General features: G+C 60.6%; 16 protein-coding genes. 9 read left to right on the forward strand and 7 right to left on the reverse strand.

From position 1 onward, the window contains the following. Positions 1–2: 2 nt before the first annotated feature. A complete protein-coding gene (locus tag F3J24_RS03280; RefSeq protein ID WP_167002676.1) occupies positions 3–527 on the reverse strand; it encodes an Rrf2 family transcriptional regulator in 525 nt (174 codons plus the stop codon). A 297-nt stretch (positions 528–824) separates the two neighbouring features. Next, complete coding sequence (locus tag F3J24_RS03285; RefSeq protein ID WP_205244583.1) at positions 825–1748, reverse strand: LysR family transcriptional regulator; 924 nt, start codon at positions 1746–1748, stop codon at positions 825–827. 87 nt (positions 1749–1835) lie between these two features. On the opposite strand from F3J24_RS03285, the gene F3J24_RS03290 reads away from it, so the two are divergent. After that, positions 1836–2342 (forward strand): GNAT family N-acetyltransferase, encoded by a 507-nt coding sequence (locus F3J24_RS03290; protein ID WP_240154225.1) that lies wholly within the window; start codon positions 1836–1838, stop codon positions 2340–2342. A gap of 661 nt (positions 2343–3003) precedes the next feature. Here F3J24_RS03290 and F3J24_RS03295 read toward each other — a convergent pair. The 3 genes from F3J24_RS03295 to F3J24_RS03305 form a co-directional block, all read right to left on the reverse strand. Continuing rightward, positions 3004–4584 (reverse strand): esterase-like activity of phytase family protein, encoded by a 1581-nt coding sequence (locus F3J24_RS03295; RefSeq protein ID WP_167002680.1) that lies wholly within the window; start codon positions 4582–4584, stop codon positions 3004–3006. Positions 4585–4685: 101 nt separating this feature from the next. After that, positions 4686–5786, reverse strand: coding sequence for a porin (locus F3J24_RS03300; protein ID WP_167003444.1), 1101 nt, complete (start codon positions 5784–5786; stop codon positions 4686–4688). A 670-nt stretch (positions 5787–6456) separates the two neighbouring features. After that, entirely contained in the window at positions 6457–7683 is a 1227-nt protein-coding gene (locus F3J24_RS03305; RefSeq protein ID WP_167003446.1) for an FAD-dependent monooxygenase, read from the reverse strand. A gap of 141 nt (positions 7684–7824) precedes the next feature. Between F3J24_RS03305 and F3J24_RS03310 the strand changes: the two genes are divergently transcribed. Further along, complete coding sequence (locus F3J24_RS03310; RefSeq protein ID WP_167002682.1) at positions 7825–8754, forward strand: LysR family transcriptional regulator; 930 nt, start codon at positions 7825–7827, stop codon at positions 8752–8754. Positions 8755–8941: 187 nt separating this feature from the next. Here the strand turns inward: F3J24_RS03310 and F3J24_RS03315 are convergent, their stop codons facing one another. Further along, a complete protein-coding gene (locus F3J24_RS03315) occupies positions 8942–9391 on the reverse strand; it encodes an SRPBCC family protein (protein ID WP_019042959.1) in 450 nt (149 codons plus the stop codon). A gap of 70 nt (positions 9392–9461) precedes the next feature. On the opposite strand from F3J24_RS03315, the gene F3J24_RS03320 reads away from it, so the two are divergent. After that, positions 9462–10019, forward strand: a complete 558-nt coding sequence (locus F3J24_RS03320; protein WP_240154227.1) for a hypothetical protein — start codon at positions 9462–9464, stop codon at positions 10017–10019. Between the two features lie 201 nt (positions 10020–10220). Then, entirely contained in the window at positions 10221–11060 is an 840-nt protein-coding gene (locus F3J24_RS03325; RefSeq protein ID WP_167002684.1) for a CHAD domain-containing protein, read from the forward strand. Positions 11061–11081: 21 nt separating this feature from the next. Here the strand turns inward: F3J24_RS03325 and dkgB are convergent, their stop codons facing one another. Continuing rightward, entirely contained in the window at positions 11082–11888 is an 807-nt protein-coding gene (gene dkgB, locus F3J24_RS03330; RefSeq protein WP_167002686.1) for a 2,5-didehydrogluconate reductase DkgB, read from the reverse strand. A gap of 433 nt (positions 11889–12321) precedes the next feature. Here dkgB and F3J24_RS03340 point away from each other — a divergent pair, with 433 nt between their 5' ends. From F3J24_RS03340 to adk, 5 genes are all read left to right on the forward strand, one after another. Next, positions 12322–13224, forward strand: coding sequence for a LysR family transcriptional regulator (locus tag F3J24_RS03340; protein WP_167002690.1), 903 nt, complete (start codon positions 12322–12324; stop codon positions 13222–13224). A 292-nt stretch (positions 13225–13516) separates the two neighbouring features. Further along, a complete protein-coding gene (lpxK, locus tag F3J24_RS03345; RefSeq protein ID WP_167002692.1) occupies positions 13517–14560 on the forward strand; it encodes a tetraacyldisaccharide 4'-kinase in 1044 nt (347 codons plus the stop codon). Between the two features lie 97 nt (positions 14561–14657). Beyond that, the gene (locus tag F3J24_RS03350; protein WP_003054006.1) at positions 14658–14849 is read left to right on the forward strand and encodes a Trm112 family protein; all 192 of its coding nucleotides are present in this window, start codon (positions 14658–14660) and stop codon (positions 14847–14849) included. A gap of 3 nt (positions 14850–14852) precedes the next feature. Next, a complete protein-coding gene (gene kdsB / locus F3J24_RS03355; protein ID WP_167002694.1) occupies positions 14853–15629 on the forward strand; it encodes a 3-deoxy-manno-octulosonate cytidylyltransferase in 777 nt (258 codons plus the stop codon). 390 nt (positions 15630–16019) lie between these two features. Continuing rightward, positions 16020–16676 carry an adenylate kinase gene (gene adk / locus F3J24_RS03360; protein ID WP_003054002.1) on the forward strand — a complete coding sequence of 219 codons (657 nt, stop codon included), beginning with the start codon at positions 16020–16022 and terminating at the stop codon, positions 16674–16676. Positions 16677–16842 lie beyond the last annotated feature (166 nt).

Genomic DNA, 16842 nt, shown 5'->3' on the forward strand with positions numbered 1-16842 from the left:
GACTATGAAGCGGAGCGCCGCGCCGCCGAGCGCGCACCAAACCATTCGATGACTTTCGACTCGTGGCTCGCCGGCGCTTTGGATCGAGTTCGGCTAGCGAGATCCGCGAGCGTGTGCCGGTTGAGCTCGTCGCGCATGGCCTTCTCTGCACTGACCATTACTGCATGGATAGAACAGGTGCCACGCGTGGCCCAGGCGGGAGCCACTTCGCCGAAGACAACACACCGCTCTCGTATTTCGCGGCAATCGAAGACCGGCTTCACGCCGTCAATGGCCTCCACCACGTCTTTCACCGTAATTTCTTCAGCAGGGCGCGCCAAAGAGAATCCGCCACGGACGCCCTCTACCGCACGCACCAGCCCGGCATGCCCCAGCTTGGTAAAGAGCTTGGCGACATACTCCGCTGGTACACCCTGCATATCCGCCAGGTCACGGGTACTGGCCTCTGCAACGCCATGTTCGGCAGAGTGAACCAAGTACAACATGCAGTGCAAGCCGTATTCGACACCCGCGCTCATAAAACTCATAGCATAACTCCGACTAATACAGACTGAGTTTAGCCGCAGTGCAAGCAGCCATGCTTCGCATGGGGGCTTAGGCATTGTGCGCTTATGGCACCTCGGCCATTGGTAGACGGTTGCCGCATGAGCTCAACGCGATAGCGAAACAATTGAATGAGAGGTCACACAAGACGCTCGGCTCCCATACGCCCGCTGAGATTTGCAGCGCGTATGTCGCATCGACCGGTTGAATCCACAGCCGGTAGCAGCTTTCCGCCAAGGAATGCTCACGCCCCAATGCGGGCAATTGCTCACACGCTTTAGTCACCCTTTGGGGCGCAATATGCTCTCCAGACGAGCGCGCATCCAGCGATGCCATGGACTGCTCAGATGCCGATGCTGAAAATACACGTTCAGAGTGTATGACGGCACCTCAAAAGGTGCTTTGAAGATCGCAATCGCTGCCGAGGCCTCCAACTGCAGTGCAGCCAGGCGGGGCAGCGTAATGAGCAAATCTGAATTTGCCACGATAAAAGGCGCGGCCATGACACTGGGCAGCTCTATCGCGATCTCACGAGTCCATCCGCCCTTGCTCAATGCCGAGTCTATGGTGCCTTTCTCCTCCTGCCAGGGCTTCACGACCACATGGCGTTCTGCCAGATACTGCGCCATGGAGAGCCTCTTGCCGATGCGAGGATGGCCTCTGCGCGCAACGACGACATAGGCATCGGTATGTCCTTGCAAGACCTCCACGCCTTCTTGCGCCGGGCTGAATTCGTCCGAAAAACCCATGACGAAATGGGCTCCTTCTTGCACTAGGTCGCTGAAGGCATCTCGGTGACGCGAATGGACCACGCGCAGGCGCATATGAGGCGCCTCATGCTCGATCCTGGAGATCAACGCAGGCATCAAAGCAAAGGTGGTGAAGTCGGTAGCAGCGAAAGTGAAAGACTGAGTGCTGCTGCCAGGTGCAAAGGCCGCCGGGTCACCCAACTGCTCCGAAAGCGCATGCAGAGCCAGGGTAATTCCCTCCGCCATCTCGGCAGCTCGCACTGTGGGCTGCATGCTGCTGCCAGTGCGAAAAAACAGCTCATCGCCCAATCCGTCCCGAAGTCGGGCCAGGGCATGGCTGCAGGCCGAAGGGCTGATGGCCAGCTCATCGGCTGCTGCAACGACACTGCGGTGACGAAACAGGGCGTCAAAGACCAGCAGTAGATTGAGATCGAGACGGCGTAAAGCGGAGTGCATGATATGCAGTATGCAATGAAAACAATGCATTACATGCAGCGATCATTCCAATTAGCATCATGAAATTGACGATTTATGAGCCTTGAAATGACCTCCGCCATGACACCAGATCTCACGTTCCGCCATGCTCAACCAGAAGACGCCGATCGCTGCTACGACATCGAAGCCGGTGCCTATGAGGGTGATGAAGCAGCCACGCTTGCCAAGATCACCAAACGTATTCGTGAATATCCGAATGGCTTCCTGATCATGGAACACGATGGGCAGATCATTGGCTTCATCAACAGTGGCTGCGCCTACAAGGTGTGCATGTCTGACGAGGAGTTCAAGGAGCTGATCGGGCATGACGCTGCCGCACCTAACGTGGTCATCATGTCCGTGGTGATCGATCCGGCTTTCCAAGGCCGCGGCTACGCCACCAGCATGATGCATACCTTTGTCGAGAAGATGCGCACCGAGGACAAGAAAACCATCCACCTGATGTGCAAGGAGCGGCATGTGGGGCTGTACTCTCGCCTGGGATTTCAGTACCAGCGTCCTTCGGACTCAGACCACGGTGGCATGGCCTGGCATGAAATGGTTATGACCCTGTGAAATGCACGAACGTCGGAGGCTCTGGGACCTGGCCAGTGACCTTTTGTGACCGGTAGCGATCAGCCAACGAGGGCAGCTCACAAGCCTGAACCGGCCATTCAGCCTATAGCTCCAACGCCGCCATTCAGCTAAGCTGCAAGCCCCTTTGCGCGCTCTTTCGCGCCAGCTCAGATCGCATGGCCTGCAGCTTGGTGCGGTCTACATTACATTGAGATTGATGAGACCTCCGATATCCGTCGTTATGGCCTGTGGTGTGATGGCTGCAATCTGCGCGAGCGTAGGTTGGATTGGCATCACTGAGCATCAACTCACGACCGGGGGGAAGCTTGGTATTTCCACCTCTTTCGGACTGAGCGCCGTAGTGAGCGGCTGGTTGTTCATTGCCGCTGCATTTGGTTTTGTCGGAATCTTGGTGTCACGCTCGCGCTTTAGAAATGTCCTCTGGCTCGGCTTGTCAGTTATCTATTTTTCATTTCTGGCAGTCTTCTGCTATCCAGCCTAGCAACCCTGCCTCCAGCCCCTTGCCAAAAACCACACTGTGCCGGAGCACCAGCGCAGGTCGCTGTACGCAGCATCAGCACGGCACTCGTGCGAGCGGGCCGACTGGAGCCGGTGCGGTGCCCTGGGCTACAGCAAAAGCGGCTGCTGCAGCCGCTGTCGATCAGGGAGCGCCGTATTCGCTCAACTTCTTGCTGAACTTAAAGGTCCACAGTCGCTGTGCGCGATCATCGACGTCATTGGTGGTAAAGCGCAGGCTTGCCGCACCCTTGGCGCATTTGCCATCGCTCACGATCTTGCCGTCGGCATCCACCATGCATTTGGTGACGTCCGAGCCTTCAATCTGCTTGCCACTGGCGTCCAGCACGGCCAGCGAGACACCGAAGTCGGTGTCGTTGGTCAGCGCCAGCGTGTAGTCGTCGACCAATGCCAGTCCCTCGGCCTTCTCGGCCTCCCAGCCGGTGGCGTTCAAGTTGAAGAGCCGGGTCTTCTTGAGCGCCACCACCTTGGAATAGTCCGCGCCATTGACCGGCTTGCCGGTCAGGCTGCTCTTTTCCAGGTCGGATCCCAGCGCGGTAATGTCGGTAGCGTTGACCGGAAACTCGATCAGCACCAGATCGTTAAAGACTTTTTTGTCTTTGCCCGTGCCTTGCTCGATGGCGATGAACTTTCCATTGCCCAGCGAAACCACATCACCCAGCTTGGCGTTCCCGGTCTTGCCCTGGCTGTACCAGCTGCTGTCCACGGGCAATGCAAACAAACGGGTTTTCTCGGTAGTCGGGTCAAACTCCACCCAGCGCACAAAACGGGCGTAGTCGCGCACATTTTCCGACTTGCCGGTCGCACCGGAAACGGCAGCAGTGGTGTAGTCGGCCTTGCCGTCGTCCAGAGGGCTTTGCAGGAAACCGTGCAGCTTGCCACTGGCCACATCGATGCTCAGCCCTTCCATGCCACGGTTGGCGCGGCGTTTGGCGAGGATGGCAGGCAGATCGGCAGCGCCGGCACCGGGCTTGTATTTCTTCAGAATGATGCCGGTAGCCGGGTCGATCTTCAGGACGAAGGGGCCGTATTCATCGGAAACCCACAGCACATTGCGTGCGGCGTCCACCACCACCGATTCAGTGTCCAGGCCGAATTCACTGTAGCCCTTGGCCTTGCCGGGGTAGGTGAAGGAGTCGTCCAGAACTTGCTCGCCCGTATTGCCCGTGATGCCCCGTGGCTGCACACGCCCATTGGCGTTCTGTGCGGCGCTGAACTTGATCGGCAGGGTCGAGACGAGCCTGGCTCCGTCCTTGCCGAGAGTGATCACGCCGATGGACGGCGTGAAGTTGGGCGAAGGAAACACCGTGGAACTGGCAAAGCCCATGGGGTTGGAGCCGTCGGTGATCTGCGTCACCGGGCCGGTGGTGGCGTTCGGGCCGCGGTCGGTAATGGCATAGAACTCCAGCGTGCCGTCGGCCCGCCTGCCCTTCAATGCCAGGCCCGAGCCATAGGCCGGCAGAAAGCCCTTGGGGAAATCAGCCTTGGTGGCAGGGTGGTGGCCTTCATAGGGGAAATAGAACGTGTCGTCGAACTGGACGTCCTGGCGCATGACGATGGCGCTGACGCTGCCGACGCCGCTGGTCTGAGTGACCGTCTCGGAGCTAGCGGCCTGGAGCGGGCGGGTATCGGCGCAGGCGCTCAGCAAGGTAACCGCGACGGCGGTCGCGGCCATCAGGCAGGAGGAAGAAGTAAGGTGGCGCATGGCAAGTATGGCTTGAGAGGAAGATGGAAGTCCCCAAGCCCGACGAGGCGAAGGCCTGCCCGACCTTGAAGACTTCCTTGCGGAAAGAGGCGTCGTGCCGCTCAGAATGAGTGGCTGATGCCGATATCCACGCCAGTCGACCCGGTGTTGGCGACACCTGCAGGGCCGCCGATCAGGCCGATGCTGGCGCCATTCTTGTTGTTGACACGCGCAATCCCGGCGTACATGGAGGTGCGCTTGGAGAAGTCGTAGACATATCCGATCGAATACTTGTCGGTCTTGCCGCCGCTGCGCGTGAGAGCCGTGGCGTTACCGCTGAACTTGGCGCTGGCGTACTTGACGCGGAAGCTGCCTGGCCCCACGGGGATGGTTGCGCCCAGGTAAACACCATCCACCTTTCCGGAGGTTGCGCCACTGACGGGATTCCACTTCAGGCTGTTATATCCGCCATTGAGCACGAAACTGCCGAAGTTGTAGGAAGCGCCTAACACAAAGTCTTCCAGATCGCTGGTTGCAGCGATGGCACTGGGCGAAGTCACGGCTGCAGTGCCCTCGATCTTGCCGTAGCCAATACCCACGTTCAGCGGGCCAGAGCGATATCCCAGGTTGCCGCCTATGTATCTGCGGGCCTTGCTTGCGCCAGATCTCGAGGCGTTTTCATCACCAAAGGAAACCGAGAACTGACCGTAGACACCGCCCAAATCGCGTGGCAGGAAGTAGCCCACGGAGTTGCTGATTCGCGTGCGATCCACCGTGCCGCTTTGGCTGGCGGCGTTATAGGCAGTCTGGCGGATCGTCTGGAACAGGTTGGCCTGCACGCCGGTGGTGGTGTCGGGGCCCCCGAAGGCGGTAAAGATGTTGTAGCTGGGGGTGTAGTCGCGACCCAGGCGGATTTCACCCCAGGAGTTGTTGATCAGCCCGATGGTGGAACGGCGCTCGAAACCCAGAGAGCCGCTGCTGCCGCCACTGCCGACGTCGGGGTTGAGGCCGCCTTCCAGCCAGAACTGAGCATGGTTGCCGCCACCGAGGTCTTCGGTGCCGCGAAAGCCGATCAGGCTGGTCTTGCCTTGGCTGGAGTTCAAGGCATTGAGCCTGTTGCCGCCGGATTTGGCGCTGGTGATACCGACGTCCACTATGCCAAATATGGTGATGGAGGATTGTGCCAAGGCAAGGCTGGAAGAAGAGGCGACGAATGCACCCATCACGATTGCCAGATTGCGCGAGCGCGTTTTTTGATTTTTCATTGGCGAGATACGAACGGAACTGATCAGAGGAATTGGCGGCAGCTTCTTGCAACCGCTGCGCGAACTCTAAGCAACACATAAGTACTTTTCGTGACGCTTGTACGGCGTGACATGAAAGTCACAGCAGCGGTGCATGCGCAGCGCTCCATGCAGCCAGATCCTCTTGCCCCACCGCTCGATCCTGGCGAGCCGATGTTCAGTCCGATATCCACGAAACGCGAAACACTGCAGAAGTTGGCAACAGCGATCATCCGCGTGCGCCTGGTACAGCGGTGGCGCCAGCCACTTCAGCCTGTCACACAAGCGGTCTGGCCTATGACCAGCCGCTTGCCTTTTCCATTGGGCACCCGCTTTTACTCGCAGCGACCGGCATCTCTTGGCCGGTAGCTGCCAGTCACCTAGTCCAGCTCACGACCCTTAGTCGCTGTCGAGTTCGATGGTATGTGGCAGCCTGAAGGCCGGAGTCCACATGCAAGCTGACTCGATGCGTGGGAATCGCCCTTTATCGCTGCTTGTCACCGTTTGTATGAAACCCGAAGGACCACATCCAGCGCCTTTAACGTTCATCCGGCTGTTCGCTTTCGTCACTGGGGACATGACTTTCTATCTTTGCGAAATCCAGAGCACGTCATTCGATGCGGTACAGGCTGCCGAAGCTCCCCTCCTCTGCCGACATGATGTCCGCACCACCAGGCATCGGCAGACCCTGTCCCCACCCGGCGGCCAAGACCTGCACGTCATGCATGGGGTTGGACGCCTTGGCTCGCTCGTTGCGGATGCGGCAGGTTTCAGGATCGGTGGCAAACAATCCGCGCGCGAAGACTCGGCCCTGTTCCGCCAGCCTTGCGGTTTTGGGCGCGCGGATGTTCGCAAACGCCTGGAAGACCTCTTCCCAGCCACCATTTGCACCATCCAGACACCGGGCCAAATGCCACGCATCTTCCAGTGCTTGGCAAGCACCTTGCCCCGACGTCGGCAACGGCGCATGCGCGGCATCTCCAACCAGAAGCACATTCGCCCGGCTCCATGTATGCAGCGGCTCCAGGTCATGCACTGCAATCAGTCGAATGGCATTCGCGGGTGTGGCACGGATGATGCGCGCAACCGGTTCAGGCCATTTCGCGAACAAGTTCCCGACTTCCTCGCGCATGTCTACGGTGGGCGAAGCCTCAGATAGGGGCCGAGCCTGCGCCGCGGCCCAGTACACCAGGTCAGGTCGAATCGGCACACAGCCAAAACGCTCACCCGCCCCCCAAAAGTCCTGAATCGAAATATCGTCCACCAGCGCATGCGGGCACTGTGCCACGCCGATCCAATTCACAAAGCCCTGGTAGATGGGCTTGTTGTCACCCGCAACAAACTTGCGCGCCACCGAATCCATGCGGCCGTCGGCACCAATGAGCAAATCCGGACGGATGCTCGATCCATTTTCGAAGTGCGCCACGGCTCTGCCATGAGCATCCTGCTCAAGGGCCACCGCCCTGCGCCCGAACTTCACCGGAATCCCCGCCCGTGTCACATGGTCCAGCAACACCTGCTGCAAGTGCCTGCGCAGCACTGTGTAGGTGGGGTATCCCATCGTCCGGTCCAGCAAGGCGATATCGAGCCCTCCCAGTGCATTTCCCGCAGCATCCTGGCGGCGCATTGTCTTTGGCCGGCCGCCAATGGCTTCGATGTCTTGCAACAGCCCCAGTTCTTCCAGCACAAAGCTGGCATTGGGCCAAAGCGTAACGCCGGCCCCCATGGTTGCCGGCTCTGCTCTGCGCTCATAGACCCGAGGGCTGTATCCCTGCTTGTGCAAAGCCAGTGCCATGCTCAGGCCCGCAATGCCGCCGCCAAGTATTCCAATTTTCATTTTGAATCTCTCCTCTGTCCATACGGTGCCCGATGCACGGTCCACCGTATCGCATCGGACAAAAGGGCATGTTAAATTTCGCCACTGGAGAGAACTAGCCTGAAAAAATGGGACGTTTTCATACCTCAAACGGGATAATCAATGCGCGATGCACTCGACCTGAATACTGTCCGTGTCTATGCGGCAGTTGTTGATGAGCAGAGCTTTGCTGGCGCATCGCGTCTATTGGCCATGCCTTCGTCCAACGTCAGCCGCCACGTTGCTGCACTGGAGAGCAAACTCGGCACACGCCTGCTGGAACGGAGCACCCGCCATCTGCGCATGACGGAAGCCGGTCGGCTGCTCTACGAGCGCGCCAAGCCCTTGCTCGACACTTTGCTCTCCACGCAGGATGAACTTGGTGCTGTGCAGCGCGAACTGCGTGGTCCTTTGAAGATGTGCATGCCTGGCGAGGCACCAAGGCTGCTAGCTCCCATCCTTGCCGAATTCTGTAGTCTCCATCCGGGGATCGAGCTCGAATGCGACACCCGGATGACCGGGCTGGAAGTGCTTCGAGAAGACGTTGACCTTTCCATCGTCTTCCACCGGGGCCATCAGGAGGACAGCGCGTTCATCACCCGCGAACTCGCCATACTGCCCAGCATCGTGGTTGCCGCCCCCTCCTTGCTGGTCAAAACCGGCATTCCTCGCCACGTGCGTGAGCTGAAATCTCTGCCCTGCATCACCACCCTCAGTGCACTGAAGGGGCAGCCCTGGCAGTTTCAGGACGCTACGGGCGAAATCGTCAAGGTGCCAGTCCGCAGCCGCTATCGCGTCAACAGCGGAGAGCTGGCAGTGGCCGGCGCTCGGCAAGGTATCGGCTTCGCGATTGTGGCTGCCTATCCCTGCCAGGAAGACCTTGCTACGGGCCGATTGCAGGAGGTACCACTAGACCTGTGCCCCGCGCCACTGAAATTGCTGGGGGCATACAGCCATCGCCATTCCGTAACTGCGCGTGTCCGGGCGCTGCTGGAACTGATGCAAGTACGGTTGGCTGGTTTGGTCAACCCTTCACCTTGTGGGACGGTCTAGGATCGAAGTGGAGCCCTTCGCGGCGCAAGCAGTCGCTCGGTGTCACTTGCTCAATATCAGCGTCTGCCCCCAGCAGCAGCTAAACCATGTGAAGTGCGCGACCAAGTTTCAGAAACTCCGTTGCTGAATTCCGTCGTTGCCCACATCGGCCGATTGTCCCGCGGCTCTATGAGTGGCACCGCCGCACTCACGCTCCATCAGGGATGGTTGGCTCCACCAAGAGGGCAAGCAATTGCAGCGATTCCTGCCAGCCCAGATAGCATGCCTGCTCTGGAATCATGTCGGGAACGCCCTCTTGCACCACATGCAGCTCTGTGCCGCAAAAGACCTCTTTCAGATCGACGGTGGTGATCATCTCGCCGGGTAGGTTGGCGTCCTCGAATCGATCGGTATGGCGTATGCGCCGGCCCGGCACCAGCTCCAGAAACTCACCGCCAAAGCTGTTTTTGCTATTGGCGGAAAAATTGATGAAGCTCATGCGATAGCGGCCGCCCACGCGTGCGTCAAATTCATGCACCTGTGCCGCGAAGCCATGCGGAGGCAGCCACTTGACCATGGCCTCGGGAGTCGTGAAGGCCCGATAGACGCGTTCGGGCGGAGCTTTGATCACACGGTGCAGTCGAATGGTCTGTGGCATGCGAGACTCCTGAGATAGAGGTCAGCAAGCTTAGCCCTCATTACCGCGGCTGGCTACCAGGCTTTCTTGGATGTATTCATCAATCACCTCTTCGGCACAACGCCATCGCACATGCCCCACAGACAAGCCGCTTCGGCTCCGCTCCACCACAAACCCCATGCAAGATTCGCCGACATTAAGCAGATGGCTAACCGTGGCGCGCGATGACGAGATCGTCGTCGATGCCACCGACATCAACCACGAAGCATCGTCCAATCTATGGTGCTTTTCTCCAGACGATGAGGAGTCTCTGGGCATCAGTGCAGAAGCCCTTGCCGATTTCATCAGGCAGGTCGTGGCAGCCAGACGGGAGCAATTGAGTGGAAATGCACCCATGCTTTTCTATTGCTGGCATGAGGCACAGACCAGGCAGCTGCGCTTCAGCCTTGTATCCGCCGCGCATGGCCGGCTGCCTTTCGGCTGCGCCGTCGACCCCGGAGCGGGGCTTGCATCCATTGCCGCAGATATTGTCGAAAAGGACTGGCTCAATGCCGCGTGGGGCCAGCCTGGGCCAGACCAGGCTGCGCGCGATGGCCTCAGTGAGGAGCCGGCTTTGAGCTTGGCCGTGTTCGTCGCCCATCTGCCATAGCCTGATCTTCAAGCGCATGTTCAGGCTCTTCGCAACCCGAGCCGCTACCGATCTGCACACACAGCTGCCGGAATTCAGGCAGCGTTCCCCTTACGGCCGGAGGCACGGAGCATGGCACACTGTGGCGAACATCGGCGAGGCCGCATCGCATTGCGCGTCGCCGCCTGTTGCAGCCTCATGACAACGGCCCCGGGAGTTCGTATGGGCAAAGGCAGATCCGGCACCAAAGCGGCGTTTTCAGCTCTCGCAACCCCGCTCGTCGACTCGGCAGTCGAACAGGCCCGGGACATTGCACGGGTACCTGACGTCGAGGGAATCCATCAGTTGCGCGTCACCTTGCGCAGCCTGCTGACGCTGTGGTGGTTTTACCGGCCTCTGATGGAGGCACGAGAATATGCACGGCAACGCAGCAGCCTGAAATCGATTGCCAGCGCAGCAGGCATGGCCCGCGATTACGACATTTTGATCGAACTGCTGAGACGTAACGACAAATACAGCACGGCCAGCATTGCTGCCTTATCGACCGCTCGTGAATCCGCTCTGCAGGCTGGCCGGGAAAATCTTTCGCCCCTTCACATACAGAAACGCTTGCAGGAAGCTCTGGCGCAAACGTCGGCCAGCGTGGATGCTGGGTCCAGCCAGCCGCGACTGCGAGTTCTTGCGCAGGCCCAGGTTGCGCAATCCGTGAGACAGCTGCGCCGACGCATCAAACGGGCGATCACCTCCGGCAGGCCAGACCTTGAAGCCTTTCACGATGTCAGAAAGGCCGGCAAGAAAACACGTTATCTGCTGGAGCTGTTCGGGTCTGTGCTGCCCGCAGACCATCGCCGCCTGCTCAAGCGGCTGCAGAAAATCCAGCAGCCGCTTGGCGAGCTGAATGACCTTGCTGTCAGCGAAAGCCTGCTCAGACAGAACCCGCGCCTGATCCCTTCTCCGGATCAGGCGAAAGAAATAAGACGCTGGCTCAGAAAGAAACGCAAGCACCGCCTGAGCGCCCTCGCCTGCTTGCTGCGCAAGGATCGGACACTCAAGCAGGCTTGAGCGCTCATGACGGCGCCGTTATCAGTCCCAGACAGGAGCCAGGCCCTCGGGGCTGACTTCGCGCCCGTTGCGCTCCAGCGCCGCGATCAGCGCCATGTCATCGGCATCCAGCTTCAGATCGCGCGCCAGCAGATTGCTGGCCAAGTTTTCGCGCTTGGTGGACGACGGAATCACCGCATAGCCCAGCTGCAGCGCCCAGGCCAGCGCCACCTGCGCCACCGTGGCCTGGTGCTTGGCCGCTATCTGCGCAAGCACCGGGTCCTTGAGCACCTTGCCGTAGGCCAGAGTCATATAGGACGTGACCTGAATGCCCTGCTCCTTGAGGAAGGCCGTCAGCTTGCGGCCCTGCAGATAGGGGCTCAGCTCGATCTGATTGGTGGCAATCTCGCCCTGGCCCACGGCGGCGATGGCTTGGCGGGTCAGCTCGATATTGAAGTTGGAGATACCGATCTGGCGTGTCAGACCCCGGGCCTTGGCTTCGGCCAGGGCTTCCATGTACTCGGACAGCTCCACGCCGTTACCGGGTGCGGGCCAATGGATCAGGGTCAGATCCACATAATCGCAACGCAGCTTCTTGAGACTGTCCTGCAAGCTCGGGATCAGCTTGGCGCGGCTGTAGTTGTCGGTCCAGATCTTGGTGGTTACAAACAGATCGCTGCGCGCCACACCACTGTCGGCGATGGCCTGGCCGACTTCGGCTTCGTTGCCATAGATCTGGGCTGTGTCGACAGCGCGGTAACCCACGTCGAGTGCGTTGCGCACGGAATCGATCACGACCTGACCGTTGAGGCGGAAAGTACCGACGCCGAAGGAAGGAATATGGCTCATGAAATCACTCCTGAATGAGATTGAGGGCTGCAGCCCGTCCGGAGCCTGCATGCATGCTGGCCGTCCCGGCTTTCCCGATGCCTGAAGTTTGCCGCGTTCATAGTCGCGGATTAAGCCCTGTATTTCACAAATACTCTTGAAACCAAATCAAATATAGAACCAGAATCTTGCAGCAGCAGTCGCCAATTTTCATGACCTGTGACCACTTCAGACGCCTGACCCGACTTGAGCGCCATACCCGCTGCGGGAAGCTGCGGAACACGGGTCTGCGCTCCATCGGCAATCAACGGCACCAGCTCCTTGGAGTTGAACTCGGCAAAACGCCGTTGACCAGGGCGAACAGAACCACGGACGGGTTTTCGTGGCGGTGTCCTCGATTAATATTTGCAGATCAAGCTTGGCATCCCCCATTTTTCTTGAACCGAATTCAACAATGAAGACCACGCTCGACGAACTTCAGGCCTTTGTGGCCGTCGTGGACACGGGGTCCATCACAGCCGCGTCGGAACTGCTGGGCCTGACAATTTCAGCCACCAGCCGCACGCTGGGGCGGCTGGAGGAAAAGCTGCAGACCACGTTGCTGCGCCGCACCACCAGACGCCTGGCGCTGACCGAGGAAGGCACCACTTTCTTGCAGCACGCCCGCGCCATTCTTGCATCGGTCGACGAAGCGGAGGAACTGATGGCCGCGCGGCGCATGCGTCCGGCGGGAAGGTTACGTGTCGATGCAGCCACGCCCTTCATGCTGCATGTGCTAGTGCCGCTGATTGCAGGATTTCGTGCGCGCTACCCTGAAGTGGAGCTGGAGCTGAACTCCAACGAAGGCATCATCGACCTGCTCGAAAGGCGCACCGACGTGGCATTCCGCATCGGCGTGCTCAAGGACTCCACACTGCATGCCCGCCCTGTGGGCATCAGCCGCATACGCGTGCTGGCCAGCCCGGCCTATCTCAAGCGCCACGGCATGCCCGCCAGTCCGGCACAGCTCAACCAGCACAGCCTGCTGGGTTTTACCCAGCCAGAATCGCTCAACGACTGGCCGCTGCGCGACACCGACGGCAACGCCGTGCACATTTGCCCGGACATTGCCTCCTCCAGCGGCGAGACGCTGCGGCACATGGCGCTGGCCGGGCTGGGTATCGTCTGCCTGTCGGACTTCATGACCCGCGCAGACCGCGAGCAAGGAAGTCTGGTGCAACTGTTCGGCAAGCAGACGCTGGACATCTGTCAGCCCGTCAATGCGGTCTACTATCGAAACACCGCGCTGGCAGCGCGCATCACCTGCTTTGTGGACCATGTGGTGGAAACGCTGGGCAGCGGTCCTTTCGAGACCTGAGCGGCGCGAGCCGGCGCGGCGGCCGCCGTGCCTGTATCGCGATGAGGCTGGGCAATGGGCCGGCAGCGCAGCACTTGCAGCGAGGCTGTGCCGCCGCAGCAGGGCACGCCATGGCTGGACGGCAGAATCGGGCCTTCCGCCTTGCCCTGCAGCCCTTGCCGCCATCGTGGCGCTGGGTAGCCTCTTTGGCAACTTCTGACCTCTGGCTGCCAGGATCAGGGCCCAGGTATTTGCGCATCCCAGGCCGGTTGGCTGCGGGAACTCCGGCCACGCCCGTATGATCCGAACCCCTATGCCTCAAAACACCGTCCAAGCATCCTCCTCGCAACAAGGCTTGCGCGCCCTCTGGCGCCAACGTGGAGCGGGTGCCTGGCTGCTGTGGCCGCTATCGCGACTCTATGGAGTGCTGCAGGCCTGGAATGCACGGCGCATGCGCAGCCGCCAGCATAGCACGGGACTGCCGGTCATCGTCGTCGGCAATGTGATCGCAGGCGGCGCAGGCAAGACCCCCGTGACTCAGGCCGTAGTGGCCCACCTCAAAGCCAGGGGCTGGCAGCCGGCCATCATCTCGCGCGGTTATGGCCGCAGAATCGAGAACGGCCAGGATTGCCGCGAGGCCCTGCCGGACAGCCCCGCCAGCGAAGTCGGCGACGAGCCCGCCCTGCTGGCGCGCAGCACCGGCGTGCCGGTCTTTGTCGCCTCCAGGCGCCTGGAGGCAGCGCAAGCGCTGCGCCAGCGCTACCCGCAGGTCGATGTGATCGTGAGCGATGACGGCCTGCAACATCTGGCCCTGGCACGCGATGTTGAGCTGTGCGTCTTCAATGATGAAGGAGTCGGAAACGGCTTTCTGCTGCCCGCAGGCCCGTTGCGCGAGCCCTGGCCCCGCCCGGTGACGGCCACACTGCATGCGGGCCAGCCGCCCAGGCCACCGGGCACGGCCCCGACGTTCGCGCTGCAGCGCAGCTTGGCCGACACTGCCCACAACGGCCATGGCCAGAGCATCCCGCTGCGCAGCCTGGCTGACCAGAGCCCGGAGGCCGTGGCCGCCGTGGCACGCCCCGAGTCCTTTTTTGCCATGCTGGCCGCCCAGGGCATCACTGCGGCGGCAACCCAGGCCCTGCCCGATCACTATGATTTCGAGAGCTTCTCGCGCAAGCTGGGAAACGATAAGCCCTTGATTTGCACCGAAAAAGACGCCGTCAAGCTCTGGCGCAGGCATCCCGAAGCCTGGGCCGTGCCCCTCAAGCTGCATCTGCCGCAGGCCTTCTGGGAACTGCTGGACGCGCAGCTGTCCAAGGCCAACGCCAATATTCGCCGCGATGGCAAGCCAGCCTGACTATCATTGAGCCTATGGATCGGCCCCGGCTGATCACCCCTTTTTTGCAGCGCCAGCCCCCTGCTGGCGCCCTCATCCCGTTTTGCAGGAATATTCCATGGACGCCAAACTTCTCGAACTGCTGGTCTGCCCCGTCACCAAGGGCCCGCTGCGCTTTGACCGCGAGCATCAGGAGCTGATCAGCCACAGCGCGCGTCTGGCCTACCCCGTGCGCGACGGCATCCCGGTGCTGCTGGAAAACGAAGCCCGCACCCTGTCCGACGACGAGCTGGAAGAAGAAAAGCAATAATCCATGAGCTATACGGTACTGATCCCGGCCCGCCTGTCCTCGACCCGTCTGCCCGGCAAGCCGCTGGCCGATATTGCCGGCCTGCCGATGGTCGTGCGCGTGGCCCAGCGCGCGGCTCTGGCCGGCGCAGCCCGCTGCGTGGTGGCCGCCGACGACGAAAGCATTGTCGCGGCCTGCGCCCGGCATGGCGTCCAGGCCATCCTGACGCGCAAGGATCATCCAAGCGGCAGCGACCGTCTGGCCGAAGCCTGTGCGCAACTGGGCCTGTCCGGCGACGATGTGGTCGTCAATGTGCAGGGCGACGAGCCGCTGATCGACCCCAAGCTCATCGAGGCCGTGGCGCAACTGCTGCTGGCCCGCCCCGAAGCCAGCATGGGCACGGCCGCCCATCCTATTGATAGCCTGACGGATTACCGCAACCCGAATGTGGTGAAGGTAGTCTGTGACGCCAAGGGTCTGGCCAGCTATTTCAGCCGCGCGCCCATCCCTTTCTCGCGCGACCACGGCGATGAAGCCTGGTGGCAGACGGCGGCCCCCAAGGCTGGTCACACAGGTTTCACACCGCTGCGCCATATTGGCATCTATAGCTACAAGGCCGGTTTTCTGCGCGAGTTCCCGCAACTGGCACCCGCGCCGACCGAAGCCATGGAACAGCTGGAGCAACTGCGCGCCCTCTGGCACGGCCACCGCATTGCCGTGCACATCACACCCGATGCACCGGGTGCCGGCGTAGACACGCCCGAAGACCTTGAGCGCGTGCGCGCCGTTTTTGCTGTGTGAGTAAAAGACCTGCGCACTTTGGCGACACCGGTGCGCGGGCCATCTTCATCCAGGGCTGCTCACGCATCAAGCCGGCAGCAGCCCTGTCGGCGCGCGCCACCCCAAAGGGCCCTGGGCCAGTCCAGGAAAGCGCCGATAGCTATACTTTCCGCATAGTCCGAATAGCATATGTAACGGCTTCGGCATCTGGATTACAACTACAGCAATCGCGTTTGCAGCGGATACATGCCTTCGATTGGCCGCACTTGTGACAGCCTTGACTGAATTGTGTAAGCCTGTGTTGGTCTTGTGCGTGCTATCCTTGCCCGCGAAAAAATACGGCCCGGGGACTACGGACGACCACCCGTCTGCCTGAGCCAGCAAGAATTTCTACTCTCCTCAAGGATTTCCATGAAACTGATTTTGTTGGGTGCACCCGGCGCCGGCAAAGGCACTCAGGCGGCCTTTATTTGCCAAAAGTACGGTATCCCTCAAATCTCCACGGGCGACATGCTGCGCGCCGCCGTCAAGGCTGGCACCCCTCTGGGTCTGCAAGCCAAGGCCGTGATGGACGCCGGCCAGCTGGTCAGCGACGATCTGATCATCAACCTGGTCAAGGAACGCATCGCCCAGCCCGACTGCGCCAAGGGTTTCCTGTTTGACGGCTTCCCCCGCACTATCCCCCAGGCCGACGCCATGAAGGCCGCCGGCGTGAAGCTGGACTATGTGCTGGAAATCGATGTGCCCTTCGACGCCATCATCGAACGCATGAGCGGCCGCCGCAGCCACCCAGCCTCGGGCCGCACCTACCACGTCAAGTTCAACCCTCCCAAGGTGGAAGGCAAGGACGACGTGACCGGTGAAGACCTGGTGCAGCGCGAAGACGACAAGGAAGAAACCGTCAAGAAGCGCCTGGACGTTTACAGCAACCAGACCCGTCCTCTGGTGGACTACTACAGCAACTGGGCCAAGGCCGACGCAGCAGCGGCCCCCAAGTACCGTGCCATCAGCGGCACAGGTAGCGTGGAAGAAATCACCGAGCGCGCTCTGGCTGCTCTGGCTTCCTGATCACTCGCTCGTGGAGCCTTGCCGACCTTTCGCGGTCAGGCATCTCTGGGCAAAAAAGGCCGGTGTCTTCACTGGCCTTTTTTGTTCTCGAAGCTCAAGCTCCCGGCCTTTCGGCTGGCATCCGTCCAATGCGGGCACACTGTACCGAAGCGGAGTTGCGGCCATC

The organism is Comamonas sp. Tr-654 (assembly GCF_011752915.1).
Lineage (GTDB): Bacteria > Pseudomonadota > Gammaproteobacteria > Burkholderiales > Burkholderiaceae_C > Comamonas.

Excerpts from the sequence above, each read along its gene's own strand:
- F3J24_RS03340 (WP_167002690.1), top strand. The coding sequence starts at position 12,322 with ATGAAGACCACGCTCGACGAACTTCAGGCCTTTGTGGCCGTCGTGGAC.
- F3J24_RS03280 (WP_167002676.1), bottom strand. The coding sequence starts at position 527 with ATGAGTTTTATGAGCGCGGGTGTCGAATACGGCTTGCACTGCATGTTG.
- dkgB (WP_167002686.1), bottom strand. The coding sequence starts at position 11,888 with ATGAGCCATATTCCTTCCTTCGGCGTCGGTACTTTCCGCCTCAACGGT.
- F3J24_RS03310 (WP_167002682.1), top strand. The coding sequence starts at position 7,825 with ATGCGCGATGCACTCGACCTGAATACTGTCCGTGTCTATGCGGCAGTT.
- F3J24_RS03350 (WP_003054006.1), top strand. The coding sequence starts at position 14,658 with ATGGACGCCAAACTTCTCGAACTGCTGGTCTGCCCCGTCACCAAGGGC.
- F3J24_RS03290 (WP_240154225.1), top strand. The coding sequence starts at position 1,836 with ATGACCTCCGCCATGACACCAGATCTCACGTTCCGCCATGCTCAACCA.
- F3J24_RS03315 (WP_019042959.1), bottom strand. The coding sequence starts at position 9,391 with ATGCCACAGACCATTCGACTGCACCGTGTGATCAAAGCTCCGCCCGAA.
- adk (WP_003054002.1), top strand. The coding sequence starts at position 16,020 with ATGAAACTGATTTTGTTGGGTGCACCCGGCGCCGGCAAAGGCACTCAG.
- F3J24_RS03325 (WP_167002684.1), top strand. The coding sequence starts at position 10,221 with ATGGGCAAAGGCAGATCCGGCACCAAAGCGGCGTTTTCAGCTCTCGCA.
- lpxK (WP_167002692.1), top strand. The coding sequence starts at position 13,517 with ATGCCTCAAAACACCGTCCAAGCATCCTCCTCGCAACAAGGCTTGCGC.
- F3J24_RS03305 (WP_167003446.1), bottom strand. The coding sequence starts at position 7,683 with ATGAAAATTGGAATACTTGGCGGCGGCATTGCGGGCCTGAGCATGGCA.
- F3J24_RS03320 (WP_240154227.1), top strand. The coding sequence starts at position 9,462 with ATGTATTCATCAATCACCTCTTCGGCACAACGCCATCGCACATGCCCC.
- kdsB (WP_167002694.1), top strand. The coding sequence starts at position 14,853 with ATGAGCTATACGGTACTGATCCCGGCCCGCCTGTCCTCGACCCGTCTG.
- F3J24_RS03285 (WP_205244583.1), bottom strand. The coding sequence starts at position 1,748 with ATGCACTCCGCTTTACGCCGTCTCGATCTCAATCTACTGCTGGTCTTT.
- F3J24_RS03300 (WP_167003444.1), bottom strand. The coding sequence starts at position 5,786 with ATGGGTGCATTCGTCGCCTCTTCTTCCAGCCTTGCCTTGGCACAATCC.
- F3J24_RS03295 (WP_167002680.1), bottom strand. The coding sequence starts at position 4,584 with ATGCGCCACCTTACTTCTTCCTCCTGCCTGATGGCCGCGACCGCCGTC.